Here is a 20,201-nt window from a genome sequence, read left to right on the forward strand (position 1 = left end):
GGCTGCCGCCGGGCGGTCGGACCCGTGGCGTCGAGCGGCGCGGCGGGCGGACCCCGGTCGGGCCCGCCCGCCGCGCCGTGCGGTTCACATGTTGTCCGGTCCGGTCCGGCCGGTCGTCGACGGCCGGTACGCGCGGTCCGGGTCGGTCGGCTCCCGGCCCGCACCGGCGGCCTGCCCGCCCCGGTCCACCGCCTCCGGGCCGTGCCCGAAGGCCGCCTCCTCGCCGGCGTCGTTGCCCGTCACGTCGTCGGCCTGGCCGTCCAGGGTCGACCGCGCCACGGCCCGGTCCAGTTCCCGCAGGGGAGTCCGTTCCTCGTCCCGCCACACCTTGTCGTCGTCCGTCATGACTGTCGCGGTACCCCGGCCCGGTGCCCGCAAACGACGATGGCCGCCGGGGCGACCGGCGGCCATCGGACGTTCGTGCCCGGGGGGCGGGGGATCAGGGCTGCGGGCGGTCGACCTTGCCGCGCCAGGCGCCGGTCTCCTGACCGCGCCGCTCGATGAACTGCTTGAACCGCTCCAGGTCGCCCTTCGCGCGCCGGTCGACGATGCCGAGCTTGTCGCCGGCCTGCTCGACCACGCCGTGCGGTTCGAACTCGAGCTGGAGCGTGACCCGGGTGGTGTCCGGGTCCAGCCGGTGGAAGGTCACCACGCCGGCCTGCTGGGTGCCGCCGGTGGAGCGCCAGGCGACCCGCTCGTCCGGGAGCTGCTCGGTGATCTCGGCGTCGAACTCCCGCTTCACCCCGGCGATCTCGACCGTCCAGTGGGTCATCGTGTCCGTCAGCTGCCGGACCTCCTGAACCCCTTCCATGAAGTGGGGGAAGTCCTCGAACTGGGTCCACTGGTCGTACGCGGTGCGCACCGGGACGGAGACGTCCACGTGTTCGGTAACGCCACTCATAAGGCATCCTCCTTCGTCCGCCGGTGACGGGCCGGATCGTGCGGGGATCCGGTCACCAGCGCGTCGTCTCGTTCTTGTGGCCGAGCGCCGCCCACACCTCGGAGATCGTCTGGTAGCGGGTGCCCTCGGGCAGCCGCTCCAGTTCGGCGACGATGTCCGCCGGCGCCTCGTTGTCCCGCGCGTTGGCGATCAGCGTCTCCCGGTCACCGGGCAGGGCGGCCATCGTGATGAACCGGCCGAGCCGGCTGCGTCGCTCGACGTCCTCGGAGCTCATCCCCTTGGGCGCGCCCGTACGCAGTTCGCCGGCCGGGGCCGTGGTCGGCTCCGGCTGGTCCTCACCCGCCGGCTCCGGCACACGGGACTCGTCGACCCGCGAGCCGCCGGTCCCCGGCCCCTGCACGAGGCCGCTGACCTCCCGGCTCATCTGCTCGTCGACCCTCGGTCCGTGCTTGCTGCTGCCACGTTCCATGCCTTCTGCGCTACCCGGTGGCACCGGCGGTAAACGGGCGGGCCGGCGGCGCGCCCGGTAAACCCGCACGGGTCACGTGGTGGCCGGCGTCTTCGGGGGCAGGACCGGCTCGTCGGCGTCCGGCTCGCCGGCCTGGAGCACCCGGCCGCGCTGGAGTTCCGCGTTGATCTGCACGCCGAGCATCAGCGCCGAGTTGGACAGGTAGAGCCAGACCAGGAACGCGATCACCGCCCCGAGGCTGCCGTAGGTGGCGTCGTACGAGCCGAAGTTGGCTACGTAGAGGCCGAAGCCGAAGGAGGCGAGTGCCCAGGCGAGCAGGGCGACCGCGCCGCCCGGGGTGAGCCAGCGGAACCGGGGCTGCCGGACGTTCGGCGCGATCCAGAACAACAGGCTCAGCAGCACCATCATGACCAGCGCGAGCACGGGCCACTTGGCGACGCTCCACACCGTACGCGCCAGCCCGCCGGCGTTGACCAGGTCGCCCACCGCGTCGGTGACCGGCCCGCTGACGATCAGCCCGGTGGCGACGACCGCCAGCAGCACCAGCGAGATCGCCGCCAGGCCGATCTGCATGGGCCGCAGCTTCCAGACCGGCCGGCCCTCCTCGACCCCGTAGACGGCGTTGGAGGCTCGGGTGAACGCCCCGATGAAGCCGGAGGCCGACCAGAGCGCACCGAGCAGACCGAAGCTCAGCAGCACGCTGGCCGAGTCGTTCTGGTCGACCACGCCCCGGACCACGCCGACGAAGCCCTCGTTCGCCACCACCGAGCCGGCGCCCATGTCCCGGGCCAGGTCCAGCACGGTGTCGACGGTCTGCTCGCCGTTGGACACCAGCCCGACCAGGGCGACCACCACGATCGTGGACGGGAAGAGCGCGAGCACCCCGTAGTAGGTCAGCGCGGCGGCCCAGTCCGCGCAGTTGTCCCTGACGAAGTTGCGCACGCTGCGCACCAGCACCCCGCGCCAGGTCGACCAGCTCAGCTGCCGTACCCGGCGGGGGACCCGCGGCCGCCGCTGCCCGGTCTGCGCCGCGCCGGGTTCCGTCGTCGTCATGCCCGCTCCCTGTGCCCCGGCCGCCGGATGACCCGGTGCATCCGGCTTCGCCTGGCCCGCCGGTACCCCTGGCCGGAAATCGACAAACCCGACCTCCCGGTTTGCCGACCGGAGTCGGGGGAACGGTCAAGGAGAACCCATCGACGCGGAGGAGGACGAGATGCCCGGGCGCGAGGTACTGCCCAGCACGCTGCGACGCTCCCCCAAGAAGGCGCAGCGCACCTGGGAGAAGACGCACGACTCGGCCGTGGAGACGTACGGCGAGGGAGAGCGGGCGCACCGCACCGCCTTCGCCGCCGTCAAGCACGAGTTCGAGAAGGTGGGCGACCACTGGGAGCCCAAGGGCCGCAAGGGGCCGAGCGACCGCCAGGCGGCCGGCGGCGGACCGGAGCGCCGCGCGCCCACGGCCGGCGGAGTGGACGCCAACGCCACCAAGGACCACCTGATGAAGGTGGCCCGCAAGCTGGACGTGCCCGGTCGTTCGACCATGACGAAGCCGGAACTGGTCAAGGCCATCGAGAAGGCGAACAACCGCCAGACCGCCAAGGCCCGCGGCCGCTGAGGGCGCCATCAGGTACGCGACGCAGAGGCTGTCCGCCCGGCGGGACAGCCTCTGCGCGTGCGTCACCAGTGGCCGCCGCCGGGCGCCTCGATGTGCACCGCCTTCGTCGCGGTGAACTCGTCCAGCAGTTCCGGTCCGTAGCCGAAACCGTGCCCGCTGCCCCGGCGTGGGTGTGCGGCACCGCCCGGCGCCCCGCCGAACACCGCGTTGACCTTCACGGTGCCCACCGGCAGTTCCCGCCAGGCACGCTGGGCGTGACTCATCGACCCGGTCAGCACCGTCGCGGCCAGCCCGTACGGGGAGTCCGCGGCGCACCGCAGCGCCTCCGAGAACGAGTCGACGGCGACGATCGCGGCGACCGGCCCGAACGTCTCCTCGCGTACCACCGTCATGTCGTGCCGGCAGTCGGTCAGCACGGTCGCCGGGTAGAAGGCCCCCGGTCCGTCGGGCAGCGTGCCGCCGGTGCGGATTCGCGCGCCCTCGGCCACCGCCGCGGTCACCTGCCCGTGCACGTGGTCGCGGTGCCGCCGGTCCACCAGCGGCCCCAGCTCGGTACGCGGGTCGCCGCCCGGACCCGTCCGCAGCTGCGCGGCCCGCTCCACCAGCGCCTGCGCGAAGTCCTCCGCGACGTCCCGGTGCACGTAGATCCGCTCCACCGCGACGCAGATCTGCCCCGCGTTGGCGAACGCGCCGAGGGCCGCCTGCCCGGCCGCCCACACCGGGTCGACGTCGCCGTCCACGACGAGCGGGTCGCTGCCGCCGTTCTCCAGCAGCACCTTCGCCCCGGTCCGCGCCGCCGCGGCCGCGATGGCCCGCCCGGTGGCGGTGGAGCCGACGTGGGCGACGACGTCCACCTCCTGCGCGGCCAGCGCCGCGCCGACCTCCGGGCCCCCCGTCAGCAGCGACAGCACCCCGGGTGGCAGCGCGGAGTCGAGCGCCTTCGCCAGCAGCCAGCCGGTCGCCGGGGCGCGCTCGCTCGGCTTGTGCAGCACCACGTTGCCGGTGACCAGGGCCGCGCCGAGCAGCCCGCAGGACACCGCCACCGGATCGTTCCACGGGGTGATCGCGGCGACCACCCCGCGCGGCTGCGGCGTCATGAAGTCGAGGGCGTGGGTGCCGCCGTGCAGGGTCCGCCCGCCGCGCAGGGGGGCGAGCTCCGCGTACTGTCGCAGCGTGCCGATTCCCGCATCCACGCCGCCCCGGGCGTCCGAGAGGGGTTTGCCCATCTCGGCCGTCGTCGCCCGGGCCAGGTCGTCGGCCGCCGCCGCCACGGCGTCCGCCGCCCGGTGCAGCGCCGCCGCCCGTTCCGCGGGGGCGGTCGCCGCCCACTCCGCCGCGACGCCGCGCGTCGCCTCCACCGCCTTGCCGACCTCGTCGGCCGTCGCCACCGGCGCCGAGCTGACCGGGGAGCCGTCGGCCGGATCGTGTACGACCAACTCGCCACCCTCGCCGCCCGCGCCCCACACTCCGCCTATGAGCTGCGCAACCGTGTACATGGCAGTGCATGCCCCGGCCCCGGCGCGGCAAACGCGTTTCGCCCGGTTGCAGGCCGGGTAGGCGGATCGGATGAGTTCGCCCGGCGCGGAGAGCGCGGACGCCGTCATCGTGGGAGCAGGCCACAACGGCCTGGTCGCCGCCAATCTCCTGGCCGACGCCGGCTGGGACGTGCTGGTGCTGGAGGCCACGGCCACGCCGGGCGGGGCGGTGCGCTCCGCCGAGGTGACGGCCCCCGGCTACCTAAGCGACCTCTACAGCTCCTTCTATCCCCTCGGCTACGCCTCGCCGGTGCTGCGCGGGTTGGAGCTCGAACGGTACGGGCTGCGCTGGCGGCACTCCCCGGACGTGCTGGCCCACCTGATGCCCGACGGCCGGGCGGCGGTGCTCAACCGCGACCCGGAGGCCACCGCGGCCTCGCTGGAGGCGTTCGCGCCGGGCGACGGCAAGCGCTGGCTGCACGCGTACGACGACTGGCGCCAGGTCGCCGAGCCGATGCTGGAGACCATCACCACGCCGTTCCCGCCGGTGCGCGGGGGCCTGACCCTGCTGCGCCGCCTGCGGGTGTCGGGGGCGTTGCGGCTGGCCCGGCGGCTGGTGGTGCCGGTACGCAAGCTCGGCGACGAACTCTTCGAGGGCGAGGGAGGCCCGGTGCTGCTGGCCGGCTGCGCCCTGCACACCGACCTGTCGCCCGAGGAGGCCGGTTCGGGCGTGTACGGCTGGCTGCTCGCCATGCTCGGCCAGCAGGTCGGCTGGCCGGTGCCCGACGGCGGCGCGCAGAAGATCACCGACGCGCTGGTGGCCCGGCTGACCGAGCGCGGCGGCCGGATCCTCTACGGCGCACACGTCGACCGGGTGCTGACCGCGCGCGGCCGGGCGATGGGCGTGCGTACCGTCGGCGGCGCCCTCTGGCGGGCCCGCCGCGCGGTGCTCGCCGACGTCCCCGCGCCCGCCCTCTACCTGGACCTGGTCGGCGCGGCGGCCCTGCCGCCCCGGCTGGTGGAGGACCTGGCGCACTTCCGCTGGGACGGCTCGACGCTCAAGGTGGACTGGGCGCTGTCGGCCCCCGTGCCGTGGACCAACCGGGCGGTCGCCACCGCCGGCACCGTGCACCTGGGCGCGGACCTGGACGGGCTCACCAGCTACGCCGCCGCGCTGGCCCGCAAGGAGATCCCGCGCGACCCGTTCCTGCTGCTCGGGCAGATGTCGGTGGCGGACCCGAGCCACTCGCCGCCGGGCACCGAGTCGCTCTGGTCGTACACCCACCTGCCGTTCCGCCGGCAGTGGCGGGCCGAGGAGATCGCCGCGCACGTCGAGCGGATGGAGCAGGTGCTGGAGGAGGCCGCGCCGGGCTTCCGCAGCCTGGTCGTGGGGCGGCACGTGGCCGGGCCGGCCGACCTGGAGGCGGGCGACCCGAGCCTCGTCGGCGGCGCGCTCGGCGGCGGCACCGCCGCCGCGTACCAGCAGCTGTTCCTGCGCCCGATCCCCGGCCTGGGCCGCGCGGACACCCCGGTCGACCGGCTGTTCCTGGCCAGCGCGTCGGCGCACCCGGGCGGCGGCGTGCACGGCGCCCCCGGCGCGAACGCCGCCCGTGCCGCCCTGGCCCGCGACCGCGCCCTCACCGGCCCGCTGTACGCGGCCGGGATCGACGCCGCGCACCGCGCCGTCTACCGCTGACGGCCAGCACGGTGAGGACGGCGAGGACGGCGAGGACGGCGAGCTTGCGCCGGTCGCGGACGCCGGCCAGCTTGCGCCGGACGCCGGCCAGCTTGTGTCGGACGCCGGACGGCGGTGATCCTCGCCTGCGCGGCACCGGACGGGGCATGCCCGCCAGCGGATGCGTGGGGCGAGCCTGTTCACGCACAGTGAGGTGAACGCTGGCCGCGGGGGTCGCTCCCCGCGCCCTTTGCTCTGCAGCCATATACGCAACGGTTGCTCCGGGTAACGGCGGACGGGCTGGCGCGCCGCACCGTCGCCGGAGCAGCCGCAGGTCAGCGGCGTGGTGCGTCCGTGGCTGCAGAGCAAAGGGCGGAGAGCGGCGATCCGGAGGCAGGACCAACGGTCACAGGCGGTGAGGATTACGCTTCGCAATCGCGTGCCGGGTGGTCACACGTCCCGCTCTGCGGAGCAGCCCAAGCGCAAGGCCCTTCGCTCGCCCCGCCGCTCCGCCCGCCGCTCCCGCTCCGCTGCGCCCCCGCCGGGCCGCCGCTCCCGCTCGGCCGCGCCTCCCGGTCGGCCGCGTCCCCGCCCAGCGGCTGCTCGCCGCCGCCCCGGGCGCGGCTCGCTGGACCGGGCCGGGGCAGGGCAACGCAGAGCGTGGGGCGTGGGGCGTGGGTGGGGTGGGGACCGGGCCGGGTCAGCGCTCGATGTTGCGGTGCTTGCTGCGCAGCTTGAACGGCATCAGCGCGCTCTCGATCTTGGTCGCGGTGGTCATCTTGGACGCGCCGTCGCGCCGCTCCTCGAAGCGGATCGGCACCTCCAGGATGGTGTGCCCCAGCTTGGTGGCCAGGTAGTGCATCTCCACCTGGAAGCTGTAGCCGTTGGACTGCACCCGCTCCAGGCCGATGTCGCGCAGCGCGTCCGCCCGCCAGATCTTGAAGCCGGCGGTGAGGTCGCGGATCCGGACCCGCAGCAGCGTGTGCACGTAGAGGTTGGCCCAGCCGCTGAGCGCCCGCCGGTAGAGCGGCCAGTTCTCGTCCAGCTCGCCGCCCGGCACGTACCGGGAGCCGATCACCACGCCCGCCTGGGTGGAGAGCAGCGCGCCGAGCATGCCCGGCAGCGCCTCCGGCGGGTGCGACAGGTCGGCGTCCATCTGCGCCACGTACTCCGCGCCGCCGTCGAGGGCGCGCCCGATGCCGTCCACGTAGGCCCGGCCGAGGCCCTCCTTGCCGGCCCGGTGCACGACCTCGACCCGCTCGGGGTGCTCGATGGCCAGCTTGTCCGCCACCTCACCCGTGCCGTCCGGCGAGTTGTCGTCGGCGACCAGGATCTTCAGGCCCGGCAGCGGCAGGGCCAGCAGCCGCTCGACCAGCACCGGGAGGTTGCCCGCCTCGTTGTAGGTGGGAACCACGACGGTCAGGCGTGCGTCCCGCCACGGCACGGGCAACTGCACGGGTTCGATCATGTCGGACATCCTCGGTCGGCGGACAGGGCTCCCTGAGAGCGTAGCCAGTTGCCACATCCGGGTCGAAAAGGCCACCCCTACCGCCCCGTCTTCCGCCCCGACGAGGAGCGGAGACCGGGTCAGCGCAGGCGGCGGGCCAACGCGGTGAGGGCCACCGCCAGCCCGGCCAGGGCGACGCCGGAGACGGCCGGCTTGTGCGTACCGATCCACAGGGCGGCCGAGTGGCCACGGGCCCGGTCGGTGAACACGCCCTCCGCGCCCCGGTCCCGTTCGTCGTCCCCGGGACGGTCCAGGTTGTCCCGCCAGGTGGCCGGGTCGATCGGGGTCTCGGTCTGCTGGCTGTCGTAGCCGTCGCGTGCCAGCTTCCGGTCGAGCAGGCCGGGCGCGACGATGTCGCCGAGCCGGGCGCGCCAGGTCGGTCCGCCCACGTTCAGCTCGCGCGGACCGTGGTCGGCCGCCCAGACGACCGCCCTCGCGGCGACCTCGGGTGCGAAGATCGGCGGTACGGGCTGGGGGTGCCGGGGCAGCCGGGTGCGTACCCAGGAGAACTGTGGCGTGTTGATCGCCGGCAGCTGCACCATCGACAGCTTCACACCCGGACAGTCGTGCAGCAGCTCCGCCCGCAGCGAGTCGTTGAAGCCCTGGACGGCGTGCTTGCTCGCGCAGTACGCCGACTGCAACGGGATCCCGCGGTAGGCCAGCGCGGAGCCGACCTGCACGATCGCGCCCCGGCCACGAGCCCGCATGTGCCGCAGCGCCGCGAGGGTGCCGTGCACGGTGCCGAGGTAGTTGACCTCGGTGACCCGCCGGAACTCGGTGGCCGGGATCTCCCACGCCGGGGCGAAGACCGAGACCATCGCGTTGTTCACCCACACGTCGATGCCGCCGAAGCGGTGCGCCACGTCGTCGGCGGCCTGCTGCACCGCCCCCGCGTCGGCCACGTCCACCCGGTAGGTGCGCACCTCCGAGGCGCCCCGCTCGCGGCAGTCGCGCTCCGCGGCGGCCAGCCCGGCCTCGCCGCGGGCGAGCAGCGCGAGCCGGGCGCCGCGTTCGGCGTACCGGCGGGCGACCGCCCGTCCCACGCCGGCGCTCGCCCCGGTGACCACCACGGTCTGCGTCATCGGTCCGCCTTCTGTCGCACGGCGATGTCTGCCAGCCGGGTCAGGGTCTCCTTGTTGCGCTGGTGCAGCACCAGGTCGTTGACCTTGTTGCGCACCCAGCGCAGCGGGCCGGCGGCGAAGTCCTCGCCGATGCGCACGCGGGTCGCGCCCGCGCCGACCGCCTCGAGGGTGAACACCACCAGGGCCTCCCCGGCCGGCCAGAGGCCGGCGCGGATGACCAGGCGGCGCGGCGGCTCGCAGGTCAGCACCGTCGAGGAGTCTTGCAGGGAGAACGGCCACGGCCCGGCCTTGTGGTGCAACTGGCTGCCCACCCGGGGCCAGGCGTCGTCCACGTCGCGGACGTGCACCGTGCCGACCACCCAGTCGCTGTACGTCCACCCGTCCGCCAGCACCGCCCAGACCTGCTCCGGGGAAGCTTCGATCACTTTCTCCACAATCGCCACTGCGCTCCCATACCCCGGGTGTCGGCGGGGCTAACGGTGCCGGCGGGTTAGCTTCTCCCGGGCGGCGGGTAACGGCACCTGCGGGCCGGCGTGTCGACGCCGCCGGCGCGCGACGCGGCGGGCGCGTTCAAGACGACGTTTACTCCCCGGGGCGCCGGGAACCCGCCGGCTGTGCGACAGGACCAGGTGGAGCCGGATCAGCGCAGGTCAGCCCGGGTTTTTGCCGGCGCTGACGGGGCCGCGTCCGGGCCCGTCCTGTTCGACGCGGTGCTGCTGGACCGCGACGGCACGCTGATCGAGGACGTGCCGTACAACGGCGATCCCGAGAAGGTGCGGCCGGTGCCGGGGGCACGGGCCGCCCTGGACCGGTTGCGGGCGGCGGGCCTGCGGCTGGCGGTGGTGACGAACCAGTCCGGCCTGGCCCGCGGATTGTTCACCGAGGCGCAGATGCGGGCGGTGCACGCCCGGGTCGAGGGGCTGCTGGGGCCGTTCGACGCCTGGCTGGTGTGCCCGCACGACGACGGTGACGGATGCGGGTGCCGCAAGCCGGCGCCGGGCCTGGTGCACGCCGCGGCGCGCGAGCTGGGCACCGTGCCGTCGCGGTGCGTGCTGGTGGGGGACATCGGCCGGGACATGGCCGCGGCGTCGGCCGCGGGCGCGTCGGGGATCCTGGTGCCCACGCCGGTGACCCGCCCGCAGGAGGTGGCCGCCGCGCCGCAGGTCGCCCCCGACCTGCCGGCGGCGGTGGCGGAGATCCTGCGCCGCCAGGCGGCGGTCGGCCCGGCCACGGCGCGGGGAGCCGGGCGGCGGCGGGCGGGGACCGTGCTGGTGGTACGCGCCGACTCGGCGGGGGACGTGCTGGTGACCGGGCCGGCCGTCCGCGCCGTCGCCGCCACCGCCGAACGGGTGGTGCTGCTGTGCGGGCCCCGGGGACGCGCCGCGGCGGAACTCCTGCCCGGCGTCGACGAGATCGTCGAACACCGGCTCCCGTGGATCGACCCCGTGCCCGACCCCGTCGACCCCGCCGACATGCGTCAACTCGCCGACCGGCTGGCCGCCGTGAGCGCCGACGAGGCGGTCGTCTTCACCAGCTTCCACCAGTCGCCCCTGCCCCTGGCCCTGCTGCTGCGCCTGGCCGGGGTCCGACGCGTGAGCGCCATCAGCGACGACTACCCGGGCAGCCTGCTCGACGTCCGGCACCGGGTGCCGGCCGGCGTACCCGAACCGGAGCGCGCGCTCTCGCTCGCCGCCGCCGCCGGCTTCACCCTCGCCGACCACGACGGACCCGCCCTGCGCCTGCGTCCGGCGCAGGCACCGCCGCCGGAGGTCGGCGCGCCCGGCTACGTGGTGCTGCACCCCGGCTCGGCGGCGCAGGCCCGCGGCTGCCCGCCGGAGCTGGCCGCGCGCATCGCCCGCGCCCTGACGGCCGCCGGCCACCGGGTGGTGGTCACCGGCGGCGCCGACGAGCGGGAGCTGACCGCGCGGGTGGCCGGCGACGTCGCCGTCGACCTGGGCGGGCGGACCTCCCTCGCCGGGCTGGCCGCGACGGTCGCCGGCGCCGGGGCGGTCGTGGTCGGCAACACCGGCCCCGCCCACCTCGCCGCCGCCCACGGGGTGCCGGTCGTCAGCCTGTTCGCCCCCACGGTCCCGTTCGGTCAGTGGGGGCCGTGGCGGGTGCCCACGGTGCGGCTCGGCGACGCGGAGGCCGCCTGCCGGGACACCCGCGCCGCGCGCTGCCCGGTGCCCGGACACCCCTGCCTCAGCGGCGTCGAACCCGGGCAGGTGCTCGACGGGTTGCGGCTGCTCGGGGTGACCCCACCGGTCCGGCCGGCACCGCCCGCGGCCGACCGGTCAGGCGGCGTGCCGGCGGGGGACCGCACCGGCGGGAGTCACCGATGAACCTGCTCCTGTGGCACGTGCACGGCTCCTGGACCACGTCGTTCGTGCACGGCAAGCACCGGTACCTGGTGCCCGTCACCCCGGACCGGGGCCCCTACGGCCTCGGCCGCGCCCGCACCTACCCGTGGCCCGACACGGCCGTCGAGGTGACCCCCGAGCAGTTGCGCACCGCCGACGTCGACGTGGTCGTCCTGCAACGCCCCGAGGAGATCGACCTCGCCGAGCAGTGGCTCGGCCGGCGACCCGGCCGCGACGTCCCCGCCGTCTACGTCGAGCACAACACGCCCAAGGACGGCGACGTGCCCGACAGCCGGCATCCCATGGCCGACCGCGACGACCTGCTCATCGCCCACGTCACCGGGTTCAACGAGCTGTTCTGGGACACCGGCACCACCCGCACCACGGTGGTCGACCACGGCATCGTCACCCCCGCCGCCCGGTACACGGGCGAACTCGACCGGCTCGCGGTGGTGATCAACGAGCCGGTACGCCGCTGGCGGGTCACCGGCACCGACCTGCTGCCCCGCTTCGCCGAGATCGCCCCGCTGGACGTCTTCGGCATGAAGGTGGCCGGGCTGGCCGAGCACCTGGGCCTGCCGGCAGACCGGCTCGTCAGCCACGACGACGTCCCCCAGCACCGGATGCACGCCGAGCTGGGGCGGCGGCGGGCGTACCTGCACCTGTGCCGGTGGACCTCGCTGGGGCTGAGCCTGATCGAGGCGATGTCCATCGGGATGCCGGTGGTCGCGCTGGCCGCCACCGAGGCGGCGATGGCGGTGCCACCCGGGACGGGAGCGCTGTCCACCCGGCTCGACACCCTGCTCGACGCCGCCCGCCGGTTCATCGACGAACCGGCGGAGGCGCGTCGGGCGGGAGAACGGGCCCGCGTCGCCGCCCGGGACCGCTACGGCCTCGACCGTTTCCTCGCCGACTGGGACCGGCTGCTGGAGGAGGAAGTATGCGCATCGCGATGATCTCGGAGCACGCCAGCCCGCTCGCCATCCTGGGCGGCGAGGACGCCGGCGGTCAGAACACGCATGTCGCCGAGCTCTCCGCAGCCCTCGCGGCCGCCGGGCACGACGTGCGGGTCTACACCCGCCGCGACGCGGTGGACCTGCCGGTCACGGTACGCAGCGCGGACGGCTACGACGTGGTGCACGTCCCGGCGGGGCCGGCCGAGCCGGTCGCCAAGGACGCCCTGCTGCCGCACATGAGGGAGTTCAGCCGCTGGCTGGTCGACCGGTGGCGGGGCGGCGACTGGATGCCCGAGGTGATCCACGCGCACTTCTGGATGAGCGGCCTCGCCGCGCTGGCCGCGAGCCGGCAGACCGGGGTGCCGGTCGTGCAGACGTACCACGCCCTGGGGGTGGTCAAGCGGCGGCACCAGGGGGTGCAGGACACCAGCCCGGCCCGCCGCGTCGGCTACGAGCGGGAGCTGGGCCGGGCCGTCGACCGGGTCATCGCCCAGTGCCGGGACGAGGTCGGCGAGCTGGTCCGGATGGGCGTGCCCCGGTCCCGGATGACGGTCGTGCCGTCCGGGGTCAACCTGGGCACCTTCGCCCCGCTCGGGCCGACCGCCGAGCGGGAGGACGACCGGCCGCGGATCCTGACCGTCGGCCGGTTGGTCGAGCGCAAGGGCTTCCAGACCGTCGTCCGGGCGATGGCGTACGTGCCCGGGGCCGAGTGCGTGGTGGTCGGCGGCCCGCCCGCCGGCCTGCTGGAGACCGACCCGTACGCCCGCCGGCTGCGCGCCCTCGCGGTCAGCTGCGGGGTGGCCGACCGGGTGCGGCTGGTCGGCGCGGTGCCCCGCGAGGAGATGGGCCGCTGGTACCGCTCGGCCGACGTCCTGGTGGCCGCCCCCTGGTACGAGCCGTTCGGGCTCACCCCGCTGGAGGCGATGGCGTGCGGCGTGCCCGTGGTGGGCACCGCCGTCGGCGGGATCAAGGACACCGTGGTCGAGGGCGTCACCGGCGACCTCGTGCCGGCCCGGGACCCGCGTGCGTTGGGCGCCGCCATCCAGGGGCTGCTCGACGACCGGATCCGCCGCTTCGCGTACGCGACGGCGGCCCGGGAACGGGCCCGGCGACGGTACTCCTGGGCGGCCACCGCGGAGCGGCTGGTGGAGGTCTACGGCGACGTGGCGGCGGTCCGCCGGCCGACCCGGGTGGTGGCCTGATGGCGGCACCCACGCCGCTGGACGCGCACCTGACGAACCTGGCGGCGGCGCTGGTGCCGTTCCGGGCACACGAGGCGCTGCTGGCCCGCTGGGGCGAGGCCCTCGCGCGTCGGCTGGTCGACGGCGGCCGGCTGCTGGTGGCGGGCAACGGCGGCAGCGCCGCCGAGGCCCAGCACCTCACCGCCGAACTCGTCGGGAAGCTCCACGACGACCGCCAGCCCCTGTCCGCCATCGCGCTGCACGCGGAGACCTCCGCGCTGACCGCCATCGGCAACGACTACGGCTACGACGAGGTCTTCGCCCGCCAGGTACGCGCCCACGGCCGCCACGGCGACGTCCTGTTGCTGCTGTCGACCAGCGGCACCAGCGCCAACCTGCTCGCCGCCGCCCGTGCCGGCCGCGACAGCGGACTCACCTGCTGGGCCCTGACCGGTCCCACCCCCAACCCCCTGGCGGAGCTCTGCCACGACGTGCTGGCCGTCGGCTCGTCCGACAGCCAGGTCGTGCAGGAACTCCACCTCGTGACCAGCCACCTCCTGTGCGAGTACGTCGAGCGGGCGCTGCCCGCCGCGCCCGTACGGACCGGGGTCGAGGTGGTGCTCGACGGCGGTGCAGGTCAACAGGTCCAGGCGTGATGAGGGGGGAAGCGTGAGGGGACCCGTCGTGGTGGTCGGTGACACCCTGCTGGACCGGGACGTCGAGGGGGTGGTGAACCGGCTCTGCCCGGACTCGCCGGTGCCGGTGCTGGACGAGACCGCGCACGTCGACCGGCCCGGTGGCGCCGGGCTGGCCGCGGTCTTCGCCGCCGCGCAGGGCGCCGACGTGGTGCTGGTGACCGCGTTGGCGGACGACGCGGGGGGTGCCCGGCTCGCCTCGCTGCTCACCGACGCCGGCGTGCAGGTGTATCCCCTCGGGCTGCGTGGCGGCACGCCGGAGAAGGTCCGGCTGCGCGCCCGGGGCCGGGTGCTGCTGCGCCACGACCGGGGCGGCGCCGCCGCTACGCCGGGCGAGCCGTCCGAGGCGGTGCTGCGGGTGATCGCCCGGGCCTCCGCCGTGCTGGTCAGCGACTACGGCCGGGGCGTCGCCCGGCAGCCCGCGCTGCGGGCGGCCCTCGCCGCCACCCGGGCGCCGGTGGTCTGGGACCCGCACCCGCGGGGACCGGCGGCCGTCCCGGGCGTGCACCTGGTTACCCCAAACGAGTCCGAGGTGCGGGAGCTGGTCACCGTCGCGCCGGGGGCGACCCGGCTGGCGACGGCGGCGCGGGGCGCGCAGGGGCTGCGCCAGCGCTGGCGCGCCGGCGCGGTCGCGGTGACCCTGGGCGGGGACGGCGCGCTGCTCTGCCACGCCGGCGCGACCCCGATGGTGGTGCCCGCCCCGGCCACCGCCGAGGGGGACACCTGCGGGGCCGGTGACCGGTTCGCGGCCACCGCCGGCCTCGCGCTGGCCCGGGGGGCGCTGGTCTCCGAGGCGGTGCAGGAGGCGGTCGCCGAGGCGTCGGCGTACGTGGCCGGCGGGGGAGTGGCGACGGCGCTGCCGCGGCCGGTGCGTCCGCTGCCGCCGGCGGTCTCCGGCCCCGGCGGCGAGCGCGTCGGCGTGGCCGCGGCGGCCGGCGTCGTGTCGGCGGTACGGGCGTCCGGCGGGACGGTGGTGGCCACCGGCGGCTGCTTCGACCTGCTGCACGCCGGGCACGTGGCGACGTTGCAGGCCGCCCGGCAGCTCGGCGACTGCCTGGTGGTCTGCCTGAACTCCGACGCGAGCGTGACGGGGCTGAAGGGCGCGGACCGGCCGGTGATCCCGCAGGGCGACCGGGCCCGGCTGCTCGCGGCGCTGAGCTGCGTCGACGCGGTCATGATCTTCGACGAGGCCACCCCGCACGCGGCGCTGTCGTGGCTGCGGCCGGACGTCTGGGTGAAGGGTGGCGACTACGCCGGCGACGGCGGCGAGCCCGCTCTGCCCGAGGCGGAGGTCCTGCGCCGCTGGGGCGGCAACGCCGTGGTGGTGCCGTACCTGGACGGTCGCTCCACGACCGGGCTGATCGCCGCCGCCCGGTCGACCGGCACCGCCGGGCCGGCGGTCGGGCCGCCGCTCACCGACACCGTGCCGCCGGCCTGTACGCAGCCACCCGGCCCCGCCCCCGGTGGAGCCTCGGCACCCTCCGGCGGCGAGCGCCCACGGGCGCGCTCCGGCCGGCCCGTCGCGGGGCCGGGCACGGCGGAGGGCACCCGGTGAGCGGCGGGTCGCCCGGCGCGGGGCGGACCGTGCTGGTCACCGGCGGATCGAGCGGCCTGGGTGCCGCCGTGGTCGCGGCCGTGGCCCGGGCCGGCGGCCGACCGCTGGTGCTGGACCGGCAGGCGCCCGCCGACGGGGTGCCGTGGGTGGAGTGCGACCTGGCCGACACCCGCGCCGCCGAGGCCGCCACCCGGCAGCTCGCCGAGCGCTCGGGCGGGCTGGACGCGGTGGTCACCGCGGCGGGGATGGACGTGCCCGGGAAGCTGGCGGACGTGCCCGGCGAGACCTGGGACCGGATCGTGGCCGTGGACCTGCTCGCCACGGCGGCCGTGGTGCGGGCCGCCCTGCCCTTCCTGGAGACCTCCCGGGGGAGCATCGTCACCGTCGCCTCCACGCTGGGGGTGAAGGCCGTCGCCGACGCGACCGCCTACTGCGCCGCGAAGTTCGGGGTCGTCGGCTTCACCCGGGCCCTCGCCGCCGAACTCGCCGGCAGGGTCGGCGTCACGCTGCTCGTTCCGGGCGGCATGCGTACGGCCTTCTTCGACGACCGCGACGCCGCGTACCGGCCCGGTCCCGACGCCGTCCTGAACGACCCCGCCGACACCGCCGCCGCCGTCATGTTCGCGCTGTCCCAACCCGCCGGCTGCGCCGTCCGCGAGATGGTCGTCTGCGCCGACCAGGAGACCTCCTACCCGTGATCCTCGCCCTGCGCGCCCTCGGCGTCGGCGACCTCGCCACCGCCGTGCCGGCCCTGCGCGCCCTGCGCGCCGCCCACCCCGACCGGGAGCTCGTCCTCGCGGCACCCGGCTGGCTGGCGCCGCTGGTCGACCTGGTGGGCGGCGTCGACCGGCTGGTGCCCACGGACGGGCTCGGTCGCCCCGACCCGGCCCTGCGGCCGGCGCGCGTCGCCGTGAACCTGCACGGCCGGGGCCCCGAGTCGCACCGCCTGCTCACCGCCACCCGCCCCGGCCGGCTGCTCGCCTACGCCAACCCGGAGGCCGGCCACCACGACGGGCCCGGATGGCGCGACGACGAACACGAGGTCGACCGCTGGTGCCGGCTCCTCGGCTGGTACGGCATCCCCGCCGACCGCGCCGACCTGGACCTGCGACGCCCGCCCCCCGGCGGCGCACCGGCGGGCGTGACCGTGCTGCACCCCGGCTCCAAGGTCCCCGCGAAGCGCTGGCCGCCCGGACGCTTCGCCGCGTTGGCCCGGGAACTGGCCGCCCGGGGGCACCGGGTGGTGCTCACCGGCAGCCCCGACGAGCGGGCCACGGCGCAGCGGATCGCCGACGCCGCGGGGCTGCCCGCCGACGCGGTGCTGGCCGGGCGGACGGACCTGGGCCGGCTGGCCGCGCTGGTGGCGTACGCCCGGCTGGTGGTCAGCGGGGACACGGGCGTGGCGCACCTCGCGACCGGCTACCGCACCCCGTCGGTGGTGCTCTTCGGCCCGGTCCCCCCGGCGCGGTGGGGTCCGCCGCCGGACCAGCCCCGGCACCGGGCGCTGTGGGCGGGCGCGGGGGATTGGCCCTGGTGGGACGGGGTAGGAAGCCATCCGACGTTGGCGGGCATCGGTGTCGACGACGTGGTGACCGCCGTGGACGAGGTGGAACGGGCGGTGCGTGGCTCCGGTGCGGTTGCGGCGTAGTGATCCGGGTGGGCCGGGGTTCGGGCGACGCCGGCGCGGTCGGGGCTGGCTCTTCCTGGACGCGTCCGGGCAGCCGGTCCGCGACCCCGACCGGCTGGGCCGGCTGCGCGCGCTGGTGATCCCGCCGGCCTGGCGGGACGTGTGGATCTGTCCGTACCCGAACGGGCACATCCAGGCCACCGGCATCGACGCGGCCGGGCGCAAGCAGTACCTCTACCACCCGAAGTGGCGGGAGAAGCGCGACGAGGCGAAGTTCGACCACGTGCTGGAGGTGGCCCGCCGGCTGCCGGTGCTGCGCGAGCGGGTCGGGCGGGACCTGTCCGGCCGTGGGCTGCACCGCGACCGGGTGCTGGCGACGGTGACCCGGCTGCTGGACATGGGCATGTTCCGGGTCGGCAGCGACCAGTACGCGGCCGGCGACGACCCGACGTTCGGGGTGTCGACCCTGCGCCCCGAGCACGCCCGGTCCCGGGGCGGCTGCGTGGTGTTCGAGTTCCCCGCGAAGGGCGGCATCGCGCAGGTGCGTCGCATCGAGGACCCGGAGCTGTGCCGGGTGCTGGTCAACCTGCGCCGCCAGCGCCGGTCGGCCGACCGGCTGTTCGGCTACCGCGACGGCGGGGACTGGCGCGACGTACGCAGCGACGAGGTCAACGGGTACCTGCGGGACGCCAGCGGCGGGGAGATGACGGCGAAGGACTTCCGCACCTGGCACGCCACGGTGCTGGCGGCGACCGAACTGGCGACGGTGGGCTCGCCGCGCTCGGCGACCGCCCGCAAGCGGGCGGTCGCGGCGGTGATGCGCGACGTCGCGGAGCTGCTCGGCAACACCGCCACCGTGGCCCGCACGTCCTACGTCGACCCGCGCGTGGTCGACCTCTTCCACGACGGCGTGGTGGCCCCGGTGGACCCCGCGACACCCCGCGAGAAGGCCGAACGGATCGTGCTCGAACTGCTGGAGGACGCCTGACGCGGCCCCGGCGCCGATCCTGGGCGAAGGGCGCCGGGGCCGGGCCGGGGCACCGGGCGACCGCCCGCCTCCCCCGTGGCGGCGGGCGGCACGCCACGGCCTTCGTCGGCGGTCCGATCCCGACCGGTGCCGTGGCGGGGAGGGATCGGCCACCTCGATGCCAGTCTGCCGCGACCGGGTTGACCGTGGATGCCGCGGAGTTGACTTTCCGTGCCGCTCATTCCGCCTGGCCGGCCCGCCACGCCTGCGGCCCGACGCCGTGCGCCTTGCGGAAGACCCGGCTGAAGTGCGCCTTGTCGGGGAAGCCCCAGCGGGCCCCGATCGCCTGGATCGGCTGGCCGCGCAGGCCGGGGTCGGCGAGGTCGTGCCGGCACCGCGCCAGCCGCAGCTCGCGGATGTACGACGCGACAGTCGACTCCTCGGCCTCGAAGAGCCGGTGCAGCGTACGCAGCGAGACGTGGTGCGCGTCCGCCACCACCTGCGGGCTCAGCGTCGCGTCCCCGAGGTGCCGCTGGATGTACGCCCGCGCCTGGGCGACGAGGGCGCGCCGGCGGACCTCGGTCGGCACGGCGTCCTCGGCCACCAGGTGCCGCCCGAGCATGGTGGACGCCAGGTCGAGCCCGACGGCGCCGAGCCGGGCGGCGTCGGCGGCGTGGTACTGCTCGGGGTGGTGGGCGATCTGGAGGAGGAACTGGGCCAGCAGCGCGCCGATCCCCTCGGTGCCCGACATCCGGCCGCCGAGCAGGGGCGCCAGCCGGTCCGGCGGCAGCGGCAACGCGGCGTGCGGGACGATCGCCACGACGGAGCGGGCCGGCTCGCGGCCGTCGTCGTCGCCGACGTGCCGGACCCCGTGCGGTCGCGACCCGTCGTAGAAGATGAACTCCTGGGGCCCCAGCACGCTGCTCCGGCCGGCCTGGCTGGCCGCGCCGTCCCCGTCGACGGTCAGCGCCAGCGTGTAGATCTCCGGGGCCGACTCGCGCCCCAGCCGCGGCGTCCGGACGCCCTCCAGCGACGGGTACCGGTAGTTGACCACCTGGATCGGGCCGAGTTCGACGATCTCCGCCCGGGCGGCGAAGTCGTGCGCGTGCTCGGTGCGGATCCGCAGCGGCGAGGCCGTACGCGCCACGAGGTCGAGCCACATGTCGAAGCGTTCGGCCGCCGGCACCTGCGCGGTGTCGACGGTGGTCCGCCGAAGCATGCGCTCCCCCCGTCCTCGCGCCGTTCCGGTGGCCATTGTCCATCGTGGGCGCCCGGACCGCCCAGTGCGTTTCCGGTCGGCGGAGCCGGGGGCGGCGGCCGGGGGTCGGCTCAGTGCGTGGCCGTCCGGCCGCGGATCAGCGCCTCGACGCCGTCGAGGATCCGGTCGAGGCCGAACTGCCACTCCGTGTCGAACACCTCGTCCTGCTGTCCCTCGGCGCTCTCCGCCAGCAGCTCCCGGATCGCCGGGTAGGCGCCGTGGCGGGTCAGCCGGGCGAGCTGGTGCCAGTACCGCGCCCCGGCGTCGTCGGGGTCGATCTGTTCGCGCGCCGCGGCCTCGTCGAGGTCGGCGGTGAGCGTGGCCCAGTTCCGGGCGTACCCGCTGACCAGCATGATCGTCGACAGCCGCTCGATGCCGCGCAGGCCGGTGCCGCGCAGGGCGGCCAGCCCCTGCTCCATCCAGCGCACCTGGTTGGGGCCCAACGGCGGGCCGCTGATCGGGATCTGCCGGATCCACGGGTGGCGGTGGATCGCCGTCACGTTGGCCAGCGCCCAGCGGGCGAGCGCCGGCCGCCAGCCCTCGTCCGGGCCGCGTGGCGCGGGCGGGTCCCCGTACGCGGCGTCGGCCATGAGGTCCAGCAGGTCGCTCTTGGCGGAGACGTAGCGGTAGAGCGACATGGTCGCCACGCCCAGCTCGCCGGCGACCCGGCTCATCGACACCGCCGCCAGCCCGTCGGCCTCGGCCACCCGGATGCCGGCGGCCACCACCTGCCGCATGGTGAGGCTGCGCCGGGGCCCCTTGCCGGGCCGTTCCCGCAGGCCCCAGGCGAGCTCGATGCTCTCCGGCAGCTCGACGTCGGCGTCGCTCATCCTCACCTCCCGGTACGCGGTGTTGACCGCCATCCTAGCTTCTGCGTA

The 20,201-nt window shown here is 75.9% G+C and carries 19 protein-coding genes and 1 pseudogene; 10 read left to right on the top strand and 10 right to left on the bottom strand.

The features are described from left to right. Positions 1–84: 84 nt before the first annotated feature. From AB0883_RS03535 to AB0883_RS03550, 4 genes are all read right to left on the bottom strand, one after another. Positions 85–345, bottom strand: a complete 261-nt coding sequence (locus tag AB0883_RS03535; RefSeq protein ID WP_121395471.1) for a hypothetical protein — start codon at positions 343–345, stop codon at positions 85–87. A gap of 94 nt (positions 346–439) precedes the next feature. Next, complete coding sequence (locus AB0883_RS03540) at positions 440–901, bottom strand: SRPBCC family protein (RefSeq protein ID WP_121395469.1); 462 nt, start codon at positions 899–901, stop codon at positions 440–442. 52 nt (positions 902–953) lie between these two features. Next, the gene (locus AB0883_RS03545) at positions 954–1,370 is read right to left on the bottom strand and encodes a DUF2795 domain-containing protein (RefSeq protein WP_132235968.1); all 417 of its coding nucleotides are present in this window, start codon (positions 1,368–1,370) and stop codon (positions 954–956) included. A gap of 72 nt (positions 1,371–1,442) precedes the next feature. Further along, positions 1,443–2,423, bottom strand: a complete 981-nt coding sequence (locus tag AB0883_RS03550) for a YihY/virulence factor BrkB family protein (RefSeq protein ID WP_366639138.1) — start codon at positions 2,421–2,423, stop codon at positions 1,443–1,445. Positions 2,424–2,583: 160 nt separating this feature from the next. On the opposite strand from AB0883_RS03550, the gene AB0883_RS03555 reads away from it, so the two are divergent. Beyond that, on the top strand, positions 2,584–2,985 hold the full coding sequence (locus AB0883_RS03555; protein WP_089001082.1) for a ChaB family protein: 402 nt from the start codon (positions 2,584–2,586) through the stop codon (positions 2,983–2,985). Between the two features lie 62 nt (positions 2,986–3,047). Here AB0883_RS03555 and AB0883_RS03560 read toward each other — a convergent pair whose 3' ends face one another. Then, positions 3,048–4,481 carry an aldehyde dehydrogenase family protein gene (locus AB0883_RS03560; RefSeq protein WP_366639141.1) on the bottom strand — a complete coding sequence of 478 codons (1,434 nt, stop codon included), beginning with the start codon at positions 4,479–4,481 and terminating at the stop codon, positions 3,048–3,050. Positions 4,482–4,551: 70 nt separating this feature from the next. Here AB0883_RS03560 and AB0883_RS03565 point away from each other — a divergent pair, with 70 nt between their 5' ends. After that, positions 4,552–6,156, top strand: coding sequence for an NAD(P)/FAD-dependent oxidoreductase (locus AB0883_RS03565; RefSeq protein WP_366639142.1), 1,605 nt, complete (start codon positions 4,552–4,554; stop codon positions 6,154–6,156). Positions 6,157–6,835: 679 nt separating this feature from the next. Here the strand turns inward: AB0883_RS03565 and AB0883_RS03570 are convergent. The 3 genes from AB0883_RS03570 to AB0883_RS03580 form a co-directional block, all read right to left on the bottom strand. Continuing rightward, positions 6,836–7,603: a polyprenol monophosphomannose synthase gene (locus tag AB0883_RS03570; protein WP_121395459.1), complete on the bottom strand. Its 768-nt coding sequence runs from the start codon at positions 7,601–7,603 to the stop codon at positions 6,836–6,838. 119 nt (positions 7,604–7,722) lie between these two features. Beyond that, positions 7,723–8,724 (bottom strand): SDR family oxidoreductase, encoded by a 1,002-nt coding sequence (locus tag AB0883_RS03575; RefSeq protein WP_366639144.1) that lies wholly within the window; start codon positions 8,722–8,724, stop codon positions 7,723–7,725. Then, positions 8,721–9,167, bottom strand: a complete 447-nt coding sequence (locus AB0883_RS03580) for an SRPBCC family protein (protein WP_366639146.1) — start codon at positions 9,165–9,167, stop codon at positions 8,721–8,723. Before AB0883_RS03580 ends, AB0883_RS03575 begins: the two co-directional genes overlap by 4 nt. Before the next feature lie 171 nt (positions 9,168–9,338). Here AB0883_RS03580 and AB0883_RS03585 point away from each other — a divergent pair, with 171 nt between their 5' ends. The 8 genes and pseudogenes from AB0883_RS03585 to AB0883_RS03620 all read left to right on the top strand — a co-directional run bounded on the left by AB0883_RS03585 (position 9,339) and on the right by AB0883_RS03620 (position 18,086). Then, positions 9,339–11,066: an HAD-IIIA family hydrolase gene (locus AB0883_RS03585; protein WP_366639148.1), complete on the top strand. Its 1,728-nt coding sequence runs from the start codon at positions 9,339–9,341 to the stop codon at positions 11,064–11,066. Then, positions 11,063–12,040 carry a glycosyltransferase gene (locus tag AB0883_RS03590; protein ID WP_366639150.1) on the top strand — a complete coding sequence of 326 codons (978 nt, stop codon included), beginning with the start codon at positions 11,063–11,065 and terminating at the stop codon, positions 12,038–12,040. The genes AB0883_RS03585 and AB0883_RS03590 overlap by 4 nt, the downstream gene beginning before the upstream one ends. Beyond that, the gene (locus tag AB0883_RS03595) at positions 12,025–13,242 is read left to right on the top strand and encodes a glycosyltransferase (RefSeq protein WP_366639152.1); all 1,218 of its coding nucleotides are present in this window, start codon (positions 12,025–12,027) and stop codon (positions 13,240–13,242) included. The genes AB0883_RS03590 and AB0883_RS03595 overlap by 16 nt, the downstream gene beginning before the upstream one ends. Beyond that, positions 13,239–13,877, top strand: coding sequence for an SIS domain-containing protein (locus AB0883_RS03600; RefSeq protein WP_366640264.1), 639 nt, complete (start codon positions 13,239–13,241; stop codon positions 13,875–13,877). Before AB0883_RS03595 ends, AB0883_RS03600 begins: the two co-directional genes overlap by 4 nt. Before the next feature lie 13 nt (positions 13,878–13,890). Beyond that, positions 13,891–15,288: pseudogene (locus tag AB0883_RS03605) on the top strand (PfkB family carbohydrate kinase); the annotation flags it as partial. A gap of 179 nt (positions 15,289–15,467) precedes the next feature. Then, positions 15,468–16,169: an SDR family oxidoreductase gene (locus AB0883_RS03610; RefSeq protein WP_121395447.1), complete on the top strand. Its 702-nt coding sequence runs from the start codon at positions 15,468–15,470 to the stop codon at positions 16,167–16,169. Continuing rightward, complete coding sequence (locus AB0883_RS03615) at positions 16,166–17,119, top strand: glycosyltransferase family 9 protein (protein ID WP_366639154.1); 954 nt, start codon at positions 16,166–16,168, stop codon at positions 17,117–17,119. Before AB0883_RS03610 ends, AB0883_RS03615 begins: the two co-directional genes overlap by 4 nt. Continuing rightward, positions 17,103–18,086, top strand: coding sequence for a DNA topoisomerase IB (locus AB0883_RS03620; RefSeq protein WP_366639156.1), 984 nt, complete (start codon positions 17,103–17,105; stop codon positions 18,084–18,086). The genes AB0883_RS03615 and AB0883_RS03620 overlap by 17 nt, the downstream gene beginning before the upstream one ends. A 217-nt stretch (positions 18,087–18,303) precedes the next feature. On the opposite strand, the gene AB0883_RS03625 is transcribed toward AB0883_RS03620, so the two are convergent. Both AB0883_RS03625 and AB0883_RS03630 read right to left on the bottom strand, forming a co-directional pair. Next, positions 18,304–19,284, bottom strand: a complete 981-nt coding sequence (locus tag AB0883_RS03625; RefSeq protein ID WP_366639158.1) for a helix-turn-helix domain-containing protein — start codon at positions 19,282–19,284, stop codon at positions 18,304–18,306. A gap of 110 nt (positions 19,285–19,394) precedes the next feature. Beyond that, entirely contained in the window at positions 19,395–20,186 is a 792-nt protein-coding gene (locus AB0883_RS03630) for a TetR/AcrR family transcriptional regulator (RefSeq protein ID WP_366639160.1), read from the bottom strand. Between the last annotated feature and the right edge of the window lie 15 nt (positions 20,187–20,201).

Source organism: Micromonospora sp. NPDC047812, assembly GCF_040704175.1.
GTDB lineage: Bacteria > Actinomycetota > Actinomycetes > Mycobacteriales > Micromonosporaceae > Micromonospora.